General features: G+C 73.0%; 17 protein-coding genes and 1 tRNA gene. 11 read left to right on the top strand and 7 right to left on the bottom strand.

What is annotated here, in order from left to right; all coding sequences use genetic code 11:
• The first annotated feature begins 13 nt into the window (after positions 1-13).
• The gene (locus AB0P06_RS07805; RefSeq protein WP_363605894.1) at positions 14-919 is read left to right on the top strand and encodes a LysR family transcriptional regulator; all 906 of its coding nucleotides are present in this window, start codon (positions 14-16) and stop codon (positions 917-919) included.
• 90 nt (positions 920-1,009) lie between these two features.
• Here AB0P06_RS07805 and AB0P06_RS07800 read toward each other — a convergent pair whose 3' ends face one another.
• Positions 1,010-2,920, bottom strand: a complete 1,911-nt coding sequence (locus tag AB0P06_RS07800) for an FtsX-like permease family protein (protein ID WP_363605893.1) — start codon at positions 2,918-2,920, stop codon at positions 1,010-1,012.
• Between the two features lie 273 nt (positions 2,921-3,193).
• Here AB0P06_RS07800 and AB0P06_RS07795 point away from each other — a divergent pair, with 273 nt between their 5' ends.
• Both AB0P06_RS07795 and AB0P06_RS07790 read left to right on the top strand, forming a co-directional pair.
• Positions 3,194-4,423 (top strand): sensor domain-containing protein, encoded by a 1,230-nt coding sequence (locus AB0P06_RS07795; protein WP_363605891.1) that lies wholly within the window; start codon positions 3,194-3,196, stop codon positions 4,421-4,423.
• A complete protein-coding gene (locus AB0P06_RS07790) occupies positions 4,402-5,091 on the top strand; it encodes a response regulator transcription factor (RefSeq protein WP_363605889.1) in 690 nt (229 codons plus the stop codon). The genes AB0P06_RS07795 and AB0P06_RS07790 overlap by 22 nt, the downstream gene beginning before the upstream one ends.
• A 51-nt stretch (positions 5,092-5,142) precedes the next feature.
• On the opposite strand, the gene mug is transcribed toward AB0P06_RS07790, so the two are convergent.
• The 4 genes from mug to AB0P06_RS07770 all read right to left on the bottom strand — a co-directional run bounded on the left by mug (position 5,143) and on the right by AB0P06_RS07770 (position 9,559).
• Positions 5,143-5,754 carry a G/U mismatch-specific DNA glycosylase gene (gene mug, locus AB0P06_RS07785; RefSeq protein ID WP_363605887.1) on the bottom strand — a complete coding sequence of 204 codons (612 nt, stop codon included), beginning with the start codon at positions 5,752-5,754 and terminating at the stop codon, positions 5,143-5,145.
• A gap of 81 nt (positions 5,755-5,835) precedes the next feature.
• Complete coding sequence (locus AB0P06_RS07780; RefSeq protein ID WP_363605886.1) at positions 5,836-6,846, bottom strand: phosphatase PAP2 family protein; 1,011 nt, start codon at positions 6,844-6,846, stop codon at positions 5,836-5,838.
• A gap of 102 nt (positions 6,847-6,948) precedes the next feature.
• The gene (locus tag AB0P06_RS07775; RefSeq protein WP_363606051.1) at positions 6,949-8,028 is read right to left on the bottom strand and encodes an aminopeptidase P family protein; all 1,080 of its coding nucleotides are present in this window, start codon (positions 8,026-8,028) and stop codon (positions 6,949-6,951) included.
• A 178-nt stretch (positions 8,029-8,206) separates the two neighbouring features.
• Positions 8,207-9,559, bottom strand: a complete 1,353-nt coding sequence (locus AB0P06_RS07770; protein ID WP_363605884.1) for a dipeptidase — start codon at positions 9,557-9,559, stop codon at positions 8,207-8,209.
• Between the two features lie 223 nt (positions 9,560-9,782).
• On the opposite strand from AB0P06_RS07770, the gene AB0P06_RS07765 reads away from it, so the two are divergent.
• Positions 9,783-10,271, top strand: a complete 489-nt coding sequence (locus AB0P06_RS07765) for a hypothetical protein (protein ID WP_363605882.1) — start codon at positions 9,783-9,785, stop codon at positions 10,269-10,271.
• Positions 10,272-10,333: 62 nt separating this feature from the next.
• Here the strand turns inward: AB0P06_RS07765 and AB0P06_RS07760 are convergent, their stop codons facing one another.
• Positions 10,334-10,822 (bottom strand): YajQ family cyclic di-GMP-binding protein, encoded by a 489-nt coding sequence (locus AB0P06_RS07760; protein ID WP_363605881.1) that lies wholly within the window; start codon positions 10,820-10,822, stop codon positions 10,334-10,336.
• 216 nt (positions 10,823-11,038) lie between these two features.
• On the opposite strand from AB0P06_RS07760, the gene AB0P06_RS07755 reads away from it, so the two are divergent.
• Positions 11,039-11,120, top strand: a tRNA-Tyr gene (locus AB0P06_RS07755).
• Between the two features lie 82 nt (positions 11,121-11,202).
• On the opposite strand, the gene AB0P06_RS07750 is transcribed toward AB0P06_RS07755, so the two are convergent.
• Positions 11,203-11,877, bottom strand: coding sequence for an HAD family hydrolase (locus AB0P06_RS07750; protein WP_363605880.1), 675 nt, complete (start codon positions 11,875-11,877; stop codon positions 11,203-11,205).
• Between the two features lie 391 nt (positions 11,878-12,268).
• Between AB0P06_RS07750 and AB0P06_RS07745 the strand changes: the two genes are divergently transcribed.
• The 6 genes from AB0P06_RS07745 to kdpC all read left to right on the top strand — a co-directional run bounded on the left by AB0P06_RS07745 (position 12,269) and on the right by kdpC (position 21,313).
• The gene (locus AB0P06_RS07745; RefSeq protein WP_363605879.1) at positions 12,269-14,101 is read left to right on the top strand and encodes an APC family permease; all 1,833 of its coding nucleotides are present in this window, start codon (positions 12,269-12,271) and stop codon (positions 14,099-14,101) included.
• Between the two features lie 298 nt (positions 14,102-14,399).
• Positions 14,400-16,394 carry an APC family permease gene (locus AB0P06_RS07740; RefSeq protein ID WP_363606049.1) on the top strand — a complete coding sequence of 665 codons (1,995 nt, stop codon included), beginning with the start codon at positions 14,400-14,402 and terminating at the stop codon, positions 16,392-16,394.
• Positions 16,395-16,802: 408 nt separating this feature from the next.
• Positions 16,803-16,892, top strand: coding sequence for a K(+)-transporting ATPase subunit F (gene kdpF, locus AB0P06_RS07735; RefSeq protein ID WP_097237446.1), 90 nt, complete (start codon positions 16,803-16,805; stop codon positions 16,890-16,892).
• Between the two features lies 1 nt (position 16,893).
• Positions 16,894-18,555, top strand: a complete 1,662-nt coding sequence (gene kdpA / locus AB0P06_RS07730) for a potassium-transporting ATPase subunit KdpA (RefSeq protein WP_363605878.1) — start codon at positions 16,894-16,896, stop codon at positions 18,553-18,555.
• On the top strand, positions 18,555-20,669 hold the full coding sequence (kdpB, locus tag AB0P06_RS07725; RefSeq protein WP_363605876.1) for a potassium-transporting ATPase subunit KdpB: 2,115 nt from the start codon (positions 18,555-18,557) through the stop codon (positions 20,667-20,669). Before kdpA ends, kdpB begins: the two co-directional genes overlap by 1 nt.
• Before the next feature lie 14 nt (positions 20,670-20,683).
• The gene (kdpC, locus tag AB0P06_RS07720) at positions 20,684-21,313 is read left to right on the top strand and encodes a potassium-transporting ATPase subunit KdpC (RefSeq protein ID WP_363605875.1); all 630 of its coding nucleotides are present in this window, start codon (positions 20,684-20,686) and stop codon (positions 21,311-21,313) included.
• Positions 21,314-21,397 lie beyond the last annotated feature (84 nt).

Genomic DNA, 21,397 nt, shown 5'->3' with positions numbered 1-21,397 from the left:
GTAGATTCGGCGCATGAGCGATCTCGCCCCGCACGAACTGCGCATCCTGGTCGCCGTCGAGCGGGAACAGGGCTTCACGGCGGCGGCCGCGCGCCTGGGGATGACCCAGTCCGCCGTCTCGCACGCCGTGCGCTCCTGCGAACGGAAGCTCGGTGCGGTGCTCTTCGACCGCGGACGCCACGGCGCCCGCGCCACGGACGCCGGCGCGCGGGCCGTCACGTACGCCCGCCGGATCCTGCGGCTGCTGGAGGTGATGGGACCGGAGGTGCGCGGCGCCGGGGCCGGGGACGCGGCCGGGGAGGTGACCGGGCCGCTGCGGATCGTGGCCTTCCGCAGCGTCGCGGCCCACCTGCTGCCGCCCGTCCTGGCCCGGCTCACCGCCCGCCACCCCGGGCTGACGCCGCAGGTCCGGATCGTCCGCGAGCTCGGCCGCGGCGCGGCCGGCGAGGTCGCCGACGGCCGCGCCGACCTCGGGCTCGCCACACTCGACGACTCCGCCCCGCCGCCCGTCCCCGGTCTGCTGGCGGTGCGGCTCTTCGAGGAGTCGTACGCGCTGGTGCACCCGCAGGGCCATCCGGCGCCGCGCGGGCTGCCGCTGGTCGACTGGGACGAGAACTGCGGCTCCTACACCCGCGACTGGTGGGACCGACAGGGCTGGATCCCGCCCGCGACCATCGACGTCGAGGACGACTCGGTCGCCGTCTCGCTGGTCTCCCAGGGCCTCGGCATGGCGATCATGCCCCGGACGGCCCTGCTCGGCGCCCCGGACGGCCTGGCCGTCACCGGCCTCGGTCCGCGGCCGCCGACCCGGTTCGTCGGGTACGTCACCACGCCCGAACTGGTCGGTACGGCGCCCGTCCGGGCGCTGATCCGCGAACTGCGGGCGCTCGCCCTGCCGGAGGGGTTGGAGCGGGTCTGACACATGAGGGCCGTCAGGCAGCCGAGCCGCCCGCCGATGCCCGCTCGCCCGACGCCCGCTTGCCCGACACCCGCCCGCCCGTCGTCTTCGTCAGCGCACGACCGCCGAGACCGGTCGGTGGCGTAGCGCCCAGGCGGCCGCCGACGCGGCGCAGGGCACCGCGACCAGGAGGCACACCCCGGCCACCAGCCCGACCGGCCGCCACGGCACCACCCACGGCGCCGGCACCCCGAGCAGCGCCAACCCGGTTCGCATGGCGGCCAGCTGGACGGCGGCCACCGCGCAGCCCAGCACCGCGCCGACCGCCGCCACCAGCGCCGACTCGGCCGTCGCCAGCCGCACCACCTGGGCCCGGGTGGCGCCCGCCAGCCGCCACAGGGCGAGCTCCCGGCGCCGGTCGGCGGTGGCCATGACGACGGTGTTGGCGAGCGCGAGGCCGGTGTACACCAGGGCGAGGCCGAGGACCAGGACGGTGCGCAGCCAGGCGATCCGGCCGGTGGCGGGTGCGGTGGCGGTGAGCCAGTCGTCCCGGGTGCGGACCGTCGCGCCGGATGGCCCGGCGGCGGCCCGTACCCGCGTGGTGGCGGCGGCCCGGTCGGTGCCGGGGGCGAACCGGACCTCGATCCGGTCGACCCGTGCGCCCGGGGCGTTGCGGGCGGTCACATAGAGGCCGTTGTCGCCGAGGCCGTCGCGCAGGACGGCGGCCACCCGCAGCGTCGTCCGGCTGCCGTCCGCCCGGATCACCGGCACCGGCTCGCCGACCGTCGTCCGCCCCCACCCGGCGGGCAGCACGATGCCGTCGTCGTCCAGGGCGGTCACCGAGCCGGCCGTCACGGGCAGCCGTGCGACCGCCGCCAGCCCGGCCGGATCGGCCGTCCGGGCCTCGGACCCGACGGCGATGCCGTCCGGCTCGACCAGGGCGAGCGTGGTGGGCCCCGACGGGGAGACGGTGACGTCGGGGACGGCGCGCAGCGCCTCGGTGAGCGCAGCCAGGGTCGGGGCCGGGGTCGCCGTCGTGCCGGGGACGACCACGAGATCGGCGGCGGTCCGCGCGTCGGCCTCGGCCGTCCGGGCGGCGCTCACCGTGTCCAGCGCCCCGGCCAGCGAACCGGTCAGGGCCACCGCGATCAGCACCGGCGCGGCGATCGCCCCGCTGCGGCGCAGGGCCGCCGTGGCGTTCTCCCGGATCAGCCGGCCGGTGTACCGGGTCAGCCGGGCCGGGAGCCAGGTGAGGGCGCGGATCACCGGGCGGGCGAGGACCGGGGCGAGCAGCCCGCAGGCGCTGATCAGCAGCATCGGCTGGGTGGTGTAGGTCTTGCGGTGCAGGAGGTCGGCGGGGTCGGTGACGAGCGCCGTTCCGGTCAGCACGGCGGCGGTCAGCAGCAGCCCGAGGCCCCAGAGCCACCGGCCCGCGGTCATCACGCCGGTGTCGAGGTCGGCCACCCGCAGGGCGTCCAGGGGGCCGGCCCGGCCGGCGCGGCGGGCCGCCACCGCCACCCCGGACAGGGTGACGAGCAGACCGGACCAGAACGCGGCGTGCAGCGGCCAGGCCTGCTGGCCCGGCACGAAGCCGGGCGGCGCCATGCGGGCCTTCACCAGCCATCGCACCAGGCCCGGCGCGGCGAGCCGTCCGAGCGCGCAGCCTGCGGCGGAGGCGGCCGCGCCGAGGAGGAGCGCTTCGGTGAGAACGCTCCGCCGGACCTGCGCCCGGGTCGCGCCGGCCAGCCGGAGCAGGCCGAACTCGCGGCGGCGTTGGGCGACGGCGTAGGAGAAGGTGGACGCGACGACGAACGCCGAGACGAAGGCACTCACCCCGCCCGCCGTGCCGAGCGCCGCCACCAGCGAGACCAGCGCCTCCCCGCCGGGTGCGCCGACGGCGGTGGCGAGCCCCAGCAGCATCACCGCCGTCATCGCGACCCCGAGCGCGAGGGCCACGAACGCTCCGACGAGTGACGTCCAGCGGGTCTTCAGCGAGGTGATCGCGATCCGTACCATTCCCATGCCGCCAGCCAACCGTCGGCGGGCACGGCCGGTCAGCGGGCCAGGGTCTACTCCGTGGGGTGGGGCGGGCCCTACCGACGCGGTCCCGGCGGGTGCCTAGGGTGGGCGTCGGCCCGAACGAGGCGGCGGGCCGGAGCCGGACCCGAACCGGCACGGGCACCCGCACCCGCACGGGAGCGGGCGCCGGCGCGGACACAGGGGGCGGAAGGCGGGGCGATGGACGGCGGTGGTCGTGGGCCCGGGGCGTGGGGAGCGCTGCCCCGGCCGGAGTTCATGGCGGCGGTGAATCCCTGGTGGGCGGCGGCCTACCTGCTGGCGAGCGGGACGGCCGGGCTGCTGCTCTGCGCCGGGCTGCTGGTGGCGGCGACCGCTGCCGGGCTGCTGGCGGTGCTGCTGATCGGGCTGCCGCTGCTGGCGGCGCTGGCGCTGGTCGGGGTGCCGTACGCGGCGTGGGAGCGGCGGCTGTTGAGGCTGCTGGACAGCACGTCGGTGCCCGGCCCGCATCTCGTGCCGAGTCGCCCCGGACTGCCCGCGTGGCTGCGGCTGCGCTACCGCGAGCAGGCGACCTGGCGGGAGCTGGGCTTCGTGGTGCTCGCCGCGTTCGTGCTGTGGCCGGTCGATCTGGTCGTCGCCGGCTGCGCGCTGGCGGTGCCGGGTTGTCTGCTCGCCGCCCTGCCGTTGCTGCTGCTGGACGGTGAGCAGGTGAACGTGCTGAAGCTGTTCCAGGTCCATTCCCCGCTCCTGGCCGCCCTGTTGGGACTGGTCGGCCTGCTGCTGCTCCCGTTGCCGGCCTACCCGCTGACGGCGGTGGCCGTCGGCCGGGCCGCGCTCGTCCGGCTGGTGCTCGGCCAGGGCGGGCAGGAGCGGCGGATCGGTGAACTCGTCAGCTCCCGGGCCCGGTTGGTGGACGCCTTCGAGGCGGAGCGCCGCCGGATCGAACGCGATCTGCACGACGGCGCCCAGCAGCGCCTGGTGGCGCTGACGATGGCCCTCGGGCTGGCCCGGCTGGACGCGCCGCCGGGCGGACCGCTGGCCGACCGGCTCGCCGAGGCGCAGCTGGCGGCCGGCGAAGTGCTCGCCGAGATAAGGGAGTTGATCAACGGCATCCATCCGCAGGTGCTCACCGACCGGGGCCTGCCGGACGCCTGCGCGGATGCCGCCGACCGCTCACCCGTCCCGGTGGAGGTCGGCTTCGACCTGCCCGGCCGGCTGCCGCCGCCGGTCGAGTCGGCGGGTTACTTCGCCGTCTCCGAGGCGCTCGCCAACGTGGCCAAGCACAGCGGTGCGCGCGCCGCCCGGATCCACGGGCGTTACACCGGAGGGTTGTTGACCATCGAGGTGGCGGACGACGGTCGCGGTGGCGCGGACCCGGCGGGCGGCACCGGTCTCACCGGGCTGGCCGACCGGGTCGCGGTGGTGGACGGCACACTGACGGTGAGCAGCCCGCCCGGCGGACCGACCCTGTTGCGTGTGGAGATCCCTTGTACCCAGATCAAGCCGTAGACCGGCCCCGGCCCCGACCGGCCGGACTGCGCGTGGTCCTCGCCGAGGACGGTGTCCTGCTGCGCGAGGGCCTGATCGGTCTGCTGGACCGCTTCGGCCACCGGGTGGCCGCCGCCGTCGGCGACGCCGAGGCCCTGCGTACGGCCGTCGCCGAGCACGAGCCGGACATCGTCATCACCGATGTCCGGATGCCACCGGGCCAGACCGACGAGGGCCTGCGCGCCGCCGTCGCCCTGCGCGAGCGACGCCCGCGACTGCCCGTCCTGGTCCTCAGCCAGTACGTGCAGCGCTCCTACGCCGCGGAGCTGCTGGACTCCGGGGACGGTTCGGGCGTGGGCTACCTGCTGAAGGACCGGATCGGCCAGATCGAGGAGTTCGTGGCCGCGGTCGGCACGGTGGCGGCCGGTGGCACGGTGGTCGACCCGGAGGTGGTGCGGCAGCTGCTGCGGCGTCGGCGGGATCCACTGGACCGGCTGACCCCGCGCGAACGCGAGGTGCTGGCGCTGATGGCCGAGGGCCGGTCCAACGCGGCGATCTGCCGCGAACTGGTGGTGTCGGAGGCCGCGGTGAGCAAGCACATCGGCAACATCCTGATGAAGCTGGACCTGCCACCGGCCGAGGAGACGCACCGCCGGGTGCTGGCGGTGCTGGAGTTCCTGCGCGCCTGAGCCGCTGTCACCGCCCGGCGCCCGCCATGCGGTGCCTCGCCGCGGCGCCGCTCACCGCTCCAGCGCCTCCCGCAGCCGGCGGAACTCCTCGGCCAGTGTGTCCAGGGTGTAGTGGGCGTTGAGGCCGCTCGGGTTGGGCAGCACCCAGACCTCGGTGTCGCCGATGCCCTCCGGCTGGCGGCCGACCGCCGCCCCGCGGCGGCCGAAGCCGGTCCGGTACGCGCCGATGCCGAGGACGGCCAGGGCGCGGGGGCGCAGCCGCAGCACCCGGTCGGTCAACGCGGCGCCGCCCGCGCGCAGTTCGTCGGAGGTGAGCTCGTCCGCCTTGGCGGTGGCACGCGGGGCGACGTTGGTGATGCCGAGGCCGAGGCCGAGCAGTTCGCCCTGTTCGTCCGGGCGGAACTGGCGCGGGGTGAAGCCGGAGCGGTGCAGGGCGGGCCAGAACCGGTTGCCCGGGCGGGCGAAGTGGTGGCCGGTGGCGCCGGACCAGAGCCCGGGGTTGATGCCGCAGAACAGCACCCGCAGCCCGGGCCCGGCGACGTCCGGGATGGTGGTGTCCCGGGCGGCGAGCAACTGCTCCGCGGTGGGCTTCACCGGCTGAACGGGCAGAACCGGCTGAACCGGCTCCGCGACGGGCTGTGCCGGCTTCGTGGGTTTCCGCATCCGTCCAGTCTGCCCGCCCGGCCCGGCCGGCCCGGGGGCGCCCCGTTCATCCCGGGCGCCCCCGCCACCGGGCCGCCGCTGTCACCCGGTGGCCTCTCCGGCGGCCAGGGTGAGCCGTCCGGCCCCGGCCCGCCGTTCCCGCAGCCACCGCAGGCCGAACACCACCGCCGCCGCGTACGCCCAGCCGGCGAAGATGTCGACGATGAAGTGCTCCGCCCCGTACACCAGGGTGAACGCCATCGCGAGCGGGTACGCGACGAGCAGCACCCGCAGCCACCGCGCGGCCGTCGGCCAGAAGAAGAACAGCAGCATCGCCGGGTAGGCGGAGTGCAGCGAGGGCATCGCGGCGACGTCGTTGGCGAACTGGCTGCCGTTCTCGAAGATCGACCCCGCGCGCGGCAGCCCGCTCTCGGTCAGCACGTCGGAGACCACCCGGGTGAGCTCCGGCATGTTCCCCTCCTGCCCGGTGAGCCACGGAGGGTCGGCCGGATAGAGGATGTACGTCGCGAAGCCGGCGAAGGTCAGCGCGAGGTAGCAGGTGAGCAGGTGCCGGAAGCGGTCGTGGCGGCGCCGCCAGAGCACCGCCAGGATCACGAAGATCATGAAGAAGTGCGACATGTAGACGGTGACGGCCGCGTAGTCGTACCAGTGCGGCGAGCCGGGGGTGTACAGCGCGTGCTGCAGCCGGACGGTCCAGGTCTCCCCGAGGCCGAGCAGCTCGTCGGCGCGCAACTGCGGCCGCCAGTGCGGGGCCCACGGGGTGTGCGCGCCGTAGCCGCGCAGCAGCGAGTACACCCAGACCACGGCCATGACGGGCACCCAGTCGCGCAGCACCAGCAGGAAGCCGCGCCGCCCGTGGCCGCTGTGCACGGCGGCCGCGAGCAGTGCGCCGATCAGCCAGCAGAAGACCACGTCATTGGCGTACGGCATGCCGTACGTGCGCAGGTACCAGAAGAGGGCGAGGAAATAGAGCGGCCACGCCAGTAGCCGCAGCCGGGCCAGTGCGGTGGTGTGCGCACGGGGCTGGGTCACCGGACGCAGCCGCCCGGCGCGCGCGGGTGGGGGCGGCGCCGGGCGGAGCATTTTGGTCATACCGATTGAAGCTAGCAAGGCATTCTTGGAGAACTCTTTACGTATACGGCCTGTCGTTCAGCAAAGACTCAGACAGCGGAACGGCCCGGCCGGGCGCGCCCGTTACGAGACGATGCCCAACTCGTGCGGCGTGTTGTTGAACCGCCGCCCGCCGTGCTCGGTGACGGTGACGATGTCCTCGATCCGCACCCCGAACCGGCCGGGCAGGTAGACGCCGGGCTCGATCGAGAAGCACATGCCGGGGACGAGCGGCCGCTCCTCGCCCTCGATCAGGTACGGCGGCTCGTGCGTGGTGATGCCGATGCCGTGGCCGGTGCGGTGGATGAAGTACTCGCCGTACCCGGCCTCGATGATCACCCGTCGGGCGATCCGGTCGATCTCCTGGCAGCTGACCCCGGGCCGGACGGCCTCGAAGGCGGTCTGCTGTGCCAGCCGGACGATGTCGTGCACCTTCCGCACCTCGTCCGGCACGTCCGTGCCGACGTGGACGGTCCTGGTGGTGTCGGAGCCGTAGCCGTCCTTGAGGCCGCCGAAGTCCAGGACGACGGTGTCCCCGGGCCGGATGACCCGCTCGCCGGCCTCGTGGTGCGGGTTGGCGCCGTTGGGGCCGGAGCCGACCACGGTGAAGTCGACCTGGCTGTGCCCGTACTGGATCAGCAGCGCGCTGAGGTCGGCGGCCACGTCGGTCTCCCGGCGGCCGGCGAACGTCACCTCCAGGATGCCCCGGTAGGCGGCGTCGGCGGCGCCGCCGGCCGCGGCCAGGCGCTCCAGCTCGTCGCCGTCCTTGACCGCCCGCAGCATCGGCAGCGCCTCGGTGAGGGAGGAGAAGCCGGTGCCGGGCAGGGCGGCCTGGAGGCCGAGCAGGTGCATGGCCCAGGCGTTGTCGGAGATACCGTACCGCCCGGCGGGGTCGAGCAGCGGGACGGCGGCGGTGTACGGGTCCTCGCCGTCGGTCCAGTCGACCAGCCGCAGGGCGGGGGCGCCGGCCGCCTTCTCGGCGTCGGGGCGCTCCAGCTTGGGGACGATCAGGGCGGGTTCGCGCCCGGCGGTGAGGAGGAGGGCGGTCAGCCGCTCGGTGCTGGCGGTGGGCTGGTAGCCGCAGAGGTAGAGCAGGTCGGGGCCGGGGGCGACGACCAGACCGGTGAGTCCGGCGGCGGCCGCCTCGGCGGTGGCCCGGGTCATCCGGGCGGTGTAGTCCTCGGTGGTGAACGGTCGTGGCACGGGTGTCTCCCGCCTTCCTTGTGTCGACGGTGTGCTGCCGGGTTCCGGTGCTGACGGCTTGTCACGGGCCCGGTGGCGGTGGTTCGGCCGGGTGGGTGCGGGGCGTTCCGGTGCCCGGGCGCGGCCCGGGCGGTCGCCGTCACGGTCGCGCGGAGTCCGCGTAGTTCCGGAGGAACAGCGCCTCCACATGGGCCATGTGCTCGATCTCGCCGGGGTCGACGCTCTCGTTGGGCGCGTGGATGAGGCAGCGCGGCTCCTCCACCCCCATCAGGATGATCTCCGCCTCGGGGTAGGTCCGGGCGAGGACGTCACAGAGCGGGATGGAGCCGCCCTGCCCCAGGAAGGACAGCGCCGTGCCGTAGACCTCCCGCACGGCCCGGTCGAGCGCGGCGTACGCGGGCCCGCCGGTGGCGGCCCGGAACGGCGATCCCGCGCTCTCCCGCTCGATCTCCACCCGGACGCCCCAGGGTGCGGCGGCCCGCAGGTGGGCGATGAGCGCCTCCTGGGCGGGGAGCGCCTCGGTGCCGGGCGGCACCCGCAGGCTGACCCGGGCCCGGGCGGTGGCCGGGATCGCGGCGGCCGAGCCGACCACCGGCGGACAGTCGATGCCGAGCACGGTGACGGCGGGCCGGGCCCAGAGCCGGTCGGCGACCGTGCCGCCGCCGGTCAGCCGGACGCCGTCCAGCACGCCCGCGTCGGTACGGAACCGCTGCTCGTCGTAGCCGGCGCCGGCCCAGGTGCCCCGGCAGTCCAGCCCGTCGACCCGGGTGCCGCCGTCGGCGTCGCGCAGCGAGTCGAGCATCCGGATCAGCGCGGCCAGCGCGTCCGGGGCGGGGCCGCCGAACATCCCGGAGTGCACGTCGCCGCCGAGTGTCGAGACGGTGACCAGTACGGTGGTGACCCCGCGCAGCGAGGTGGTGGCGGTGGGCACGCCGACGGCGGCGTTGCCGGTGTCGCAGACCAGCAGGGCGTCGGCGTGCAACTCGCCCGCGTGCGGGGGCAGATACGCCTCCAGGCCGCCGGTGCCCTGTTCCTCCGAACCCTCGGCGACGAGTTTGACGCCCACCGGGAGATCGTCGCCGAGCGCCCGCAGCGCGGTGAGGTGCATGACGATGTTCCCCTTGCAGTCGGCGCTGCCGCGCCCGTACCAGCGGCCGTCGCGCTCGGTGAGTTCGAACGGCGGGGAGGTCCAGGCGGCGGCGTCGAGCGGGGGCTGGACGTCGTAGTGGCAGTAGAGCAGGACGGTCGGGGCGCCGGGCGGGGGCGGGCGGTGGCCGATCACGGCGTGGCTGCCGTCCGGGGTCTCCTCCAGGTGGACGTCGCGCAGTCCGGCCTCGGTGAACGCGGCGGCGACCCACTCGGCGGCCTCGCGGCACTTCTCGGGCGGGTACTGGCGGGGGTCCGCGACGGAGGGGATGGCAACCAGCTCGGCCAGGTCGGCCTTGGCCCGGGGTATCAGAGCGGCGATCCGGCGGGCGAGTTCGTCGGTCATGGGTACGGCTCCTCGGGTACGGCCCGGGACAGGCCGTACCCGGCCAGTTCACCCGGTTGCCGAGGCCGCCGCACGCGGCGTGCGCCGCACGGGTGACCGGGGGCCGGAGCGGAGCGGCGGAGGTACGGGCGGACGGGGCCCGGTCCTCTCGGGCTGATTCCCTTCGAGGCACGGAATCGTAAATATCGGGCCGATCGTCGGCGGGTTGAGCCAGGATGACTGAATGCCATACGAACTTCAGGCGTTGATCGGCCCGTTGGAGCTGCTCAGGGTGGCGGCCGCGGAGGTCCCGGCCGCCCGTCTCGCCCCGCTGGCCCAGGGGCTGGCGCTGATCCCGGCCACGCCCGCCTTCCTGGCCGCGCTCCGCCTGGGCGGCGACGGGGCATCCGGCCGCGCGTCCGGGTTCGAGTGGTTCCCGGAGGGCTTCGAGCGCCGGCTCGCCGCCTGGTCCAAGGCCGGCCCGATCGCCTGCGTCGAGGCCGACTACTTCGGCGGCACCGGCACCCAGCGCGCCGCCGTCTGGGCGGACGGGCGGCTGGAGCTCGGCCCGCTCACCAAGGCCGAGTCCGAACGCTTCCCGCCCGAGGGCAGCCCGATATCCCAGGCCCTGCGCCGGATCGGCGCCCGCGTGGACGGCGACCACTTCGACGAGTTCGAGGCGGTCGGCCTGCCCGCCCACCGCAGCACCGGGGGCTGGGCCCCGGCCGACTGAGCCTCCCGACACGGAAAGCCCCGGCCCCGAGGAGGCTCAGGACCGGGGCCGCGCCCGCGGGGTCAGCGGTAGTTCACGTACTGGATCGCGAAGTCCAGGTCCTTGCCCTTGAGCAGCGCCTGCACGGCCTGCAGGTCGTCGCGGCTCTTCGAGGTCACGCGCAGTTCGTCACCCTGGACCTGGGCCTTCACGCCCTTCGGGCCCTCGTCGCGAATGATCTTCGCGATCTTCTTGGCATCGTCCTGGGTGATGCCCTCCTTCACGTTCACGAAGATCTTGTACTCCTTGCCGGAGAGCTGCGGCTCCCCGGCGTCCAGAGCCTTCAGCGACAGGCCGCGCTTGATGAACTTGCTCTGCAGCACGTCCAGGACGGCCTTCACGCGCTCCTCGCCGTTGGCCTTCATCTCGATCTTCTCGCCGGAGCGGCTGATCTCGGCGCCGACGTTCTTGAAGTCGAAGCGGGTGGCGATCTCACGGGAGGTCTGGTTGATCGCGTTGTCGACCTCCTGCCACTCGACCTTCGAGACGATGTCGAAACTGGAGTCGGCCATGGGTGTTGGTCTCCTTGATGTTCTGGCTTCACTGACACGGCCCGCCCCACCGGGCGCCCGCCGCCCCAGCCTATCCAGCGCCACCCCGCCCCCGCCCGGGCCCGCCGCGCCGCGTTTCTTGATCCTCCGATGGCCAAAGGGGTGGCGAACCACCCCCCGGCATCGGGTATGGTTTATCCAGTCGAACGGGGCAGCGCCCCGCGAGACGAACATCCTGGCTGGTTGCCCGAGCGGCCAAAGGGAGCAGACTGTAAATCTGCCGGCATAGCCTACGTAGGTTCGAACCCTACACCAGCCACCGGATAGAGAACGGCCCCTGATCTGCGGAAACGTGGATCAGGGGCCGTTTTGTCGTGCCCGGGCGCAGGGGCGACGGGGCGTCAGGGGGAGCCGAGGAGGAGGGCCGCCGCGGCCGGGGTGTCGGGAGCGGTGTGGGTGGGGGCGGGGTGGTCCGCGGGGAGCGGCGGGGGTGGGGTGGGGGTGATCCAGATCGAGCGGAGGCCGGTGGCGTGGGCGCCCCGGAGGTCGGTGGCGGGGTTGTTGCCGACCATCCAGTCGTCGGGGGTGAGGGTGCGGCCGAGGCGGGCGGCGGCGAGGTGGAAGATCGCGGGGGCGGGTTTGCGGGCGCCGGCCTCCTCGGAGACGCAGACGGCGTCGACGTGGGGGAGCAGGCCGGTGCGGGCGAGCTTGGCGCGCTGGATGCCGGTGGAGCCGTTGGTGACGACGGCGATGGTCCAGCCGGCGTCGCGCAGGGCGGCGAGGGCGTCGGGGACGCCGGGGAGCAGGTGGGTGCGGGCGGCCTCGCGGGTGACGTGCTCCTCCCAGAGGGCTGCGCCGGAGTCGGGCAGTCCGTAGCGGGCGGCGATCCGGGTGAATCCGGCGGGGGAGCGGTCGGCGCGGTAGAGCTCGAAGACGGCGGGGGCGGCGTCGGCGGGGATGCCGTGGGTGGCGCAGAATCCGCCGGTCCAGGCATCGGCGGGGCCGTCGCGTTCGACCAGGGTGTGGTCGAGGTCGATGAGGAGAAGGGGACGCGAGGGGCGGGCGGGGCGATCCATGTGCGGAGCGTAGTGCGGCGGGGGCGGAGAGCGAGAATTCCTGGCATCGGCGGGCGGGCGCACTATTGCGCATTACTTGCAATTACTCCTGGCAGGCAGCAGAGTGTCCTCAGGGGTGGGGTGGGCCGTTCAGCCTCCCCGCTGAGAAGTCCCGGGCGTGCTCAGGTACGCGCCGGGAGTCCTCCGACAGTGCTGATCGTCTTCCCAACCGGCGCCCGCCGGGACATCGGCCCACCCGCCCCGTCCACGCCCCCCGGGGCCGGCCGCCGCATGGCGTCAACGGATCGTCAAAGGCACACGTCGAGGCGTCAGGAACGCGTAGGGGCAGGGGAGCGGGGCGGCACCCGGCCCGCAGGATCGGAGCAGCACCCGACTGCGGAGGTCCTGCCCGATGTCCAGCGCCACCACCACCCCGGCCGTCGCCGCGGAGCCCGAGCCCCCGGATACCGGCGCGGCCGGTGACCGGCACCGCCTCAGCGCCCTCGGCGGCCTGGCCGCGCTCTCCCTGGACGCGATGGCCTCCGTCGCGTACGGGCCCGAGTCGATCGTCCTGGTCCTGGCCGCGGCCGGGGCGTACGGGCTCGGCTTCACGCTCCCCGTGACGGCGGCGATCGCCGTGCTGCTGGCGGTGCTGGTGGCCTCCTACCGCCAGGTGATCGCGGCCTTCCCGGACGGCGGCGGCTCGTACGCGGTGGCCAGGGAGCATCTGGGCCGACGGACCGCGCTGACCGCCGCCGCCTCCCTGGTGATCGACTACATCCTGAACGTGGCGGTCTCGGTGACCGCGGGGGTGGCCGCGCTGACCTCGGCCGTGCCGGGCCTGTACGGCCACCGGGTCTGGCTCTGCCTGGGCGTGCTCGCCCTGGTCACCGCCGTCAACCTGCGGGGGATCGCCGAGTCGGCCCGCTGGTTCATGGCGCCGACGGCCGTCTTCGTGCTGTCCATCCTGGCGATCATCGTGGTCGGCCTGTTCCGGGACGCCCCGGTGAGCACCGAGGCGGCCACCGGGCACGCCTCGGCGCTGGCCGGCAACGCGACCGCGGTCGGCGCGCTGCTGCTGCTCAAGGCGTTCGCGGCGGGCTGCTCGGCGCTGACCGGGGTGGAGGCGGTGGCGAACGCCGTCCCGTCCTTCCGCACGCCGGGCGTGAAGCGGGCGCAGCGCACCGAGGTCGCGCTCGGCGCGCTGCTCGGCGTGATGCTGATCGGACTGGCCGTGCTGATCGGCCGCTTCCACCTCCAGCCGGTGGAGGGCGTCACCGTGCTCGCCCAGCTCGCCGACGCCTCGCTCGGCCACGGCGCCGGCTTCTACCTGGTCCAGTTCGCCACCGTGATCCTGCTGGGCCTGGCCGCCAACACCTCCTTCGGCGGCCTGCCCGTGCTGCTGCACCTGCTCGCCCGCGACAACCACCTGCCGCACGTCTTCGCGCTGCGCGCCGACCGCCAGGTGCACCGTCACGGCGTGCTCTTCCTCGCCCTGGTCTCCGCGGCGCTGCTGGCCGGCTCCGGCGGGGACGTCAACAGCCTGGTGCCGCTGTTCGCGATCGGGGTCTTCGTCGGCTTCACCGTCTGCCAGGTCGGCATGGTCAGGCACTGGTGCGTCCGGCGGCAGCGGGGCTGGCGGGCCAGGGCGGCGCTGAACGGTTTCGGCGCGCTGCTCACCGGCGTCGCGGCGGTGGTCGTCACCGGGACGAAGTTCACCGAGGGCGCCTGGGGCATCTGCCTGGCGCTGCCGCTGCTCGTCCTGCTCTTCGAGGCGGTCCACCGCGGCTACGCGCGGATCGGCGAGGCGCTGGAGCTGGGGCGGGTGCCCGGCGCCGTCACCCGCCGGCGCAGCCTGGTCGTCGTCCCGGTCACCGCGATCACCCGGCTGACCAGGGACGGGCTGAGCGCGGCGCTCTCGCTCGGCGACGAGGTCCTGGCGGTCACCGTGGTGCACGACCCGGCGGAGGCCGAGGCGCTTCGCCGGGACTGGGAGCTGTGGCGGCCGGGCGTGCCCCTGGTGGAGATCCCGGACGGCCACCGCCGGCTCGGCCCGCCGATCGCCGCCTTCGTCAACCGGCTCGGCGCCGAGCGCGCGTACGACCGGCTCACCGTCCTCATCCCCGAGGTCGAGCCGGCCCGCCCCTGGCAGCGGGCGCTGCAGAACCGGCGCGGGGCGGTGATCGACCGGGCGCTGCGCCGCCACACCGATGCCGTGGTCTGCCGGCTCCGGATGCGGATGTAGGCCTGGGCGGGCCGTGCGTCGCGGTCGCGGCGCGGGCAAATTGCCCCATATGTGGCTAAATGTCCTATCGGATCGTCATATCTTGACGATGTCTTAACGGGGGGGCTTAACGCCGTTGATACGCCCGGCAGGTGCGTGCTCATAGCGGCTCCGACCTGCGGGAACGCTCCTCCCGATCGGCGTGCCGGGCCTTTTCGGCACGCCTTCGGGGCCCATTGTCAGGCTGTTTTCGGCCCTTACGCTCGCCCATGTGTTCAACGTGCCCCAGGCGCTCAAGCGTCTAGTGATCGGCAAGGCCATGCGCAGCGAGGAGCTGGGCGAGACGCTGCTCCCCAAGCGGCTGGCGCTGCCGATCTTCGCCTCCGACCCGCTCTCCTCGGTCGCCTACGCGACCCAGGAGATCCTGCTGGTGCTCACCGTCGGTGGCACCGCGTTCCTCTACCTGACCCCGTGGGTCGCGGCCGGTGTGGTCGCGCTGATGGCGGTCGTGGTGATGTCGTACCGCCAGGTCGTGCACGCCTACCCCAGCGGCGGCGGCTCCTACGAGGTGGTGTCCCGCAACCTGGGGGCCAACTCCGGCCTGGTGGTGGCCGCTTCGCTGCTGGTCGACTACGTGATGACGGTCGCGGTGTCGGTGGCCTCCGGGGTGGACAACATCATCTCGGCGCTGCCCGCGCTCGCGGACCACCGGGTGGAGCTGGCGGTCGGCTTCGTCGCGCTGCTCGCGGCGATGAACCTGCGCGGTGTCCGGGAGTCCGGCAAGGCCTTCGCGGCGCCGACGTACCTCTTCATCGGCGGCATGCTGCTGATGGTGGTCACCGGTCTGATCCGGGTCGCGTTCGGCCACGCGCCGGTGGCGTCCAGCGCCTCGTACGGGGTCCTGCCGGTGGACGGCAAGGACACCCTGGCCGGGCTGGGCCTGCTGATGCTGGGCCTGCGGGCGTTCGCGTCCGGCTGTACCGCGCTGACCGGTGTGGAGGCGATCTCCAACGGCGTGCCGGCCTTCCGGGCGCCGAAGTCGAGGAACGCCGCCACCACGATGGCCGTGATGGGCACCACGGCCGTGGTCATGTTCGTCGGCATCACCGCGCTGGCACTGATCTCCAAGGTCCACATCACGGACGACGCCTGCCAGTTGACCGGGTTCCCCGGCGACTGCCACACCGCCCCGCAGCAGACCGTGATCGCCCAGCTGGCGGCCGCGATCTTCGGCGGCGACCACTCCGTGCTCTTCTACTTCGTCCAGGCCGTCACCGCGCTGGTGCTGATCCTGGCGGCCAACACCGCCTTCAACGGCTTCCCGCTGCTGGCCTCGATCCTGGCCGAGCACCGCTATCTGCCCCGGCAGATGCACACCCGCGGCGACCGGCTGGCGTTCTCCAACGGCATCATCGCCCTCGCGGTGGTGGCCGGCGGGCTGCTCTGGCTGTACGACGCGGACGTCACCAGCCTGATCCACCTCTACATCCTGGGCGTCTTCACCTCCTTCACGCTGTCCCAGATCGGCATGGTGAAGCACTGGAACCGCGTCCTGCGCACCGAGACCGAGCCGGGCGTCCGCGGCCCGGCCCAGCGTTCCCGGGTGATCAACGCCTTCGGCGCGGTCACCACCGCCCTGGTGCTGGTCATCGTGCTGCTGACCAAGTTCACCCAGGGCGCCTGGCTGGCCGTGGTCGCGGCGGTCGTACTCTGGGTGATGATGCGCGGCATCCGGCGGCACTACGACGGTGTGGCCGAGGAGTTGGCGGTGGACGACCCGCACGCCGAGTCGGTGCGGCCGTCCAGCGTGCACGGGATCGTGCTGGTCTCCAAGCTGCACAAGCCCACCCTGCGGGCGCTCGGTTACGCGCAGGCGTTCCGGCCGGACTCGCTGGAGGCGCTGACCGTCGCGGTGGAGCAGGAGGCCACCGGCGAACTGGAGCGGCAGTGGCGGGAGCTCGACGTCCAGGTGCCGCTGAAGGTGCTGGACTCGCCGTACCGGGAGATCACCAAGCCGGTGGTGGCGTATGTGCGCGAGTACCGCCGGACCAGCCCCCGGGACGCGGTCGCGGTGTTCATCCCCGAGTACGTGGTCGGGCACTGGTGGGAGCACCTGCTGCACAACCAGTCGGCGCTCTGGCTGAAGAGCCGGCTGCTGTTCACCCCGGGCGTGATGGTGATCAGCGTGCCCTGGCAGCTGACCTCCTCCAGCAAGGCGTACCACCCGTCCCGCCGGGCCCCGGGCGCGGTGCGGCGCGGTGAGCCGGTGGGGCGGTCGGAGCACGAGAAGCTGCCGGCGCCCGAGAACTCCTGAGCGGCACCCAGGAACGCCTGCCGGCACCGGAGAACGCCCGCACGACACCCGGAGACGTGCCCGGGCGACCCCGGCACGACCGACCGGAACGGGCCCCGGACAGCATCGCTGTCCGGGGCCCGAAACGTTTCCGCACACGGCCGGTCTCGGCCCGGTGACGCGGGCGTCAAGGTCGCGTCAACGTCGCGTATCCGCCCGTATGGAGGGCGTCAGGGAACCGTAGCGCCCCTCAACCGGCTGGTTTGCTGCTTCAGCCGGTCTTCCGCCGGTGCCGTGCGGTGCCTCCGGGCCCGGCCGCGGCCGTCTCCGAACCACTGTGGTGGAGCCCATGTCCGATCTCATCTACGTCGGTGTCACGGTCGCCGTGTTCGCCGTCATCGCCCTGATCGCACGGGGGGTGGAGAAGCTGTGAGCGCCGAGAACATCGCAGGTCTCATCGTCGCCGTCGCCCTCGTCGGCTACCTCGTCGTGGCGCTGATCTACCCGGAGAAGTTCTGACATGGGTTCCACCCTCGCGGGCTGGCTGCAGGCCCTCGCCCTGGTGGGCGCGCTGGCCCTGTGCTACCGCCCCCTCGGCGACTACATCGCCAGAATCCTCACCACTCCCAGGCACCTCGGAGTCGAGCGCGGCCTGTACAAGGTCATCGGCGTGGACGGCGACGCCGACCAGCGCTGGCCGGTCTACCTCCGTTCGGTGCTGGCCTTCTCGGCCGTCTCGGTCCTCTTCCTGTACGGGCTGATCCGCCTTCAGGGATATCTGCTGCTGAGCCTCGGCGTGCCGCAGATGGAGGGTCACCAGGCCTGGAACACCGCGATCTCCTTCGTGGCCAACACCAACTGGCAGTCCTACGGCGGTGAGTCCGCGATGGGCCACGTGGCCCAGATGGCCGGCCTGGCGGTGCAGAACTTCGTCTCCTCGGCCGTCGGCATCGCGATCGTCGCCACGCTGATCCGGGGCTTCACCCGCAACCGCACCGACCGGGTCGGCAACTTCTGGGTGGACCTCACCCGGATCACGCTGCGCCTGCTGCTGCCGATCGCGATCGTCTTCGCGCTGGTGCTGGTCGCCAACGGCGTGGTGCAGAACTTCCACGGCTTCCACGAGGTCGCCACGCTGGCCGGCGACCCGCAGTCGGTCCCGGGCGGTCCGGTGGCCTCGCAGGAGGTCATCAAGCTGCTCGGCACCAACGGCGGCGGCTTCTACAACGCCAACTCGGCGCACCCGTTCGAGAACCCGACCGGGTTCAGCAACCTGGTGGAGATCTTCCTCATCCTGCTGATCCCGTTCGCGCTGCCCCGCGCCTTCGGCCGGATGGTCGGGGACAACCGCCAGGGCTACGCGATCCTCGCCGTGATGGGCCTGTTCTGGGTGGCCTCGGCCGCGCTGATCACCTTCTCCGAGACGCAGCACTCCGGCAGCGCGATGCAGGCCGCCGGCGGGGCGATGGAGGGCAAGGAGCAGCGGTTCGGTATCGCGGCCTCCAGCCTGTTCGCCGCCTCCACCACGCTGACCTCGACCGGCGCGGTGAACTCCTTCCACGACTCGTACTCGCCGTTCGGCGGCGGGATCGCGATGTTCAACATGATGCTGGGTGAGATCGCGCCCGGCGGTACCGGCTCCGGCCTGTACGGCATGCTGATCCTGGCGGTCGTCGCGGTCTTCGTGGCCGGTCTGATGGTCGGCCGGACGCCGGAGTACCTGGGCAAGAAGCTCGGCGGCCGCGAGATGAAGTTCGCCTCGCTGTACATCCTGACCACGCCGACGATCGTGCTGGTCGGCACGGGCCTGGCGATGTCGCTGCCGGGCGAGCGTGCCGGGATGCTCAACTCGGGCGCCCACGGCTTCTCCGAGGTGCTGTACGCGTTCACCTCGGGTGCCAACAACAACGGCTCGGCGTTCGCGGGCATCACGGTCAACACCGACTGGTACGACACCGCGATCGGTCTGGCGATGGTGTTCGGCCGCTTCCTGCCGATGGTCTTCGTGCTGGCGCTGGCGGGCTCGCTCGCGCGGCAGCAGCCGGTTCCCGCCACTCCGGGCACCCTGCCCACCCACAAGCCGCTCTTCGTGGGCCTGCTGTCGGGCGTCGTCCTGATCGTCGTCGGTCTCACCTACTTCCCGGCCCTCGCTCTCGGGCCGATCGCGGAAGGTCTCTCCTGATGTCCACCCCTACGCTCACCCCCGCACCGCTCGAGAAGACGGAGAGCGCGGCGCCGCACAGAGTCTCCAACGGCCTCCTCGACCCCAGGCTGATAGTCGCCTCCCTGCCGGACGCGGTGAAGAAGCTGGACCCCCGGGTGATGGTCAGGAACCCGGTCATGTTCGTGGTCGAGGTCGGCTCGGTGGTCACCACCGTCGCCGCGATCGCCGACCCGTCCGTGTTCGCCTGGTCCATCACCGTCTGGCTCTGGCTGACCACCGTCTTCGCCAACCTGGCCGAGGCCGTCGCCGAGGGCCGCGGCAAGGCGCAGGCGGACACCCTGCGCAGGACCAGGACCGACACCATGGCCCGGCGGCTGACCGACTGGCCGGCCTCGCGGGCCGAGGAGGAGGTCTCCGGCACCGCGCTGGCGCTCGGCGACCACGTGGTGGTCGAGGCCGGGCAGATCATCCCCGGCGACGGTGACGTGGTCGAGGGCGTCGCGTCCGTGGACGAGTCGGCGATCACCGGAGAGTCCGCGCCGGTGATCCGCGAGTCGGGCGGTGACCGCTCCGCGGTGACCGGCGGCACCAGGGTGCTCTCCGACCGGATCGTGGTGAAGATCTCCTCCGAGCCGGGCAAGACCTTCATCGACCGGATGATCGCCCTGGTCGAGGGCGCCGCCCGGCAGAAGACGCCGAACGAGATCGCGCTCAACATCCTGCTGGCCTCGCTGACCATCGTCTTCCTGATCGCGGTCGTCACGCTCCAGCCGATGGCCACCTACGCGGGCGCCCCGCAGTCGATGATCGTGCTGGTCGCCCTGATCGTGGCGCTCATCCCGACCACCATCGGCGCGCTGCTCTCCGCGATCGGCATCGCCGGCATGGACCGGCTGGTGCAGCGCAACGTGCTGGCGATGTCCGGCCGGGCCGTCGAGGCGGCCGGCGACGTCAACACCCTGCTGCTCGACAAGACCGGCACCATCACCCTCGGCAACCGCCAGGCCGCCGAGTTCCTGCCGGCCCCCGGCGTGGGCACGGAGGAACTGGCCGGTGCCGCGCAGCTGTCGTCGCTCGCCGACGAGACCCCGGAGGGCCGCTCGATCGTGGTCCTCGCCAAGACCGGGTACGGCCTGCGGGCCCGCGCCCAGGGCGAGTTGACCCACGCCACCTGGGTGCCCTTCACGGCCCAGACCCGGATGTCCGGCGTCGACCTGGACGAGGCCGAGGCCGTCCACCAGGTCCGCAAGGGCGCGGCCGCCGCGGTCACCAACTGGGTGACCGAGCAGGGCGGTTCGGTCGGCGGCGAGGTCTCCGCGCTGGTCGACGGGATCTCCGCGGCCGGCGGCACGCCGCTCGTGGTCGCCGACAGGGTGGGCTCCGCCCCCGCCCGCGTCCTGGGTGTCATCCACCTCAAGGACGTGGTCAAGGAGGGCATGCGGGAGCGCTTCGACGAGCTGCGCCGGATGGGCATCAAGACCATCATGATCACCGGCGACAACCCGCTGACCGCCAGGGCGATCGCGGAGGAGGCCGGCGTGGACGACTTCCTCGCCGAGGCCACCCCCGAGGACAAGATGGCCCTCATCAAGAAGGAGCAGGCCGGCGGCAAGCTGGTCGCGATGACCGGGGACGGCACCAACGACGCCCCCGCCCTCGCCCAGGCCGACGTCGGTGTCGCGATGAACACCGGGACCATGGCGGCCAAGGAGGCCGGGAACATGGTCGATCTGGACTCCAACCCCACCAAGCTGATCGAGATCGTCGAGATCGGCAAGCAGTTGCTGATCACCCGCGGCGCGCTGACCACCTTCTCCATCGCCAACGACGTCGCGAAGTACTTCGCGATCATCCCGGCGATGTTCGCGGCGGTCTACCCGGGCCTCGACAAGCTCAACATCATGCACCTGCACAGCCCGCAGTCCGCGATCACCTCGGCGATCATCTTCAACGCCCTGGTCATCATCGGCCTCATCCCGCTCGCCCTGCGCGGCGTCCGCTACCGCCCGTCCGACGCCGGCTCCCTGCTGCGCCGCAACCTCGGGCTGTACGGCTTCGGCGGTCTGATCGTCCCCTTCGCCGGGATCAAACTGATCGACCTGGTCGTCCAGTTCGTCCCCGGCCTGAGCTGAGAAAGGAGCACCTGATGTCCAAGCCCCTGCCCACCACCGTGCGCACGCACTTCACCGCGCTGCGGATGCTGCTGGTGATGACGGTGATCCTCGGTCTCGCCTACCCCCTGCTGATCACCGGGATCAGCCAGCTGGTGCTCGACGACAAGGCCAACGGCTCGATCGTGGAGCTCGACGGCAAGGAGGTCGGTTCCAGCCTGCTCGGCCAGAGCTACAACCTCCCCAAGCAGAACCCGGACGACGAGAAGGAGGAGGCCAGGCCGGACCCGAAGTGGTTCCAGCCGCGGCCCTCCGCCGGCGGCTACGACCCGAAGAGCTCCGGCGCCTCCAACCTCGGCCCGAACAGCGAGGACCTGCTGAAGACCGTCGAGGACCGTCGTGCGGCCGTCGCCGCGTTCGACGGCGTCGACCCGGCGAGCGTGCCGGTGGACGCGGTCACCGCCTCCGGCTCCGGCCTCGACCCGCAGATCTCCGTCGCCTACGCGCAGGAGCAGGTCGCCCGGGTCGCCAAGGCCCGCGACCTGCCCGAGGAGACCGTGCGCAGGCTGGTCGAGAAGTACACCGAGGGGCGCTCGCTCGGCTTCCTCGGACAGGAGGGCGTGAACGTCGTACTGCTCAACACCGCGCTGTCGGAGCAGAAGTGACGATCAGTCCGAAAAATCCCTGAACAGGCCGACCCGGGCCGGGGCAGCAGCCCCCGGCCGGGGTCGGCCGCCGCCGTACCCTCC

The organism is Kitasatospora sp. NPDC088351, assembly GCF_040685575.1.
Classification (GTDB): domain Bacteria; phylum Actinomycetota; class Actinomycetes; order Streptomycetales; family Streptomycetaceae; genus Kitasatospora.
This window is presented reverse-complemented; position numbering and strand designations above follow the sequence as displayed.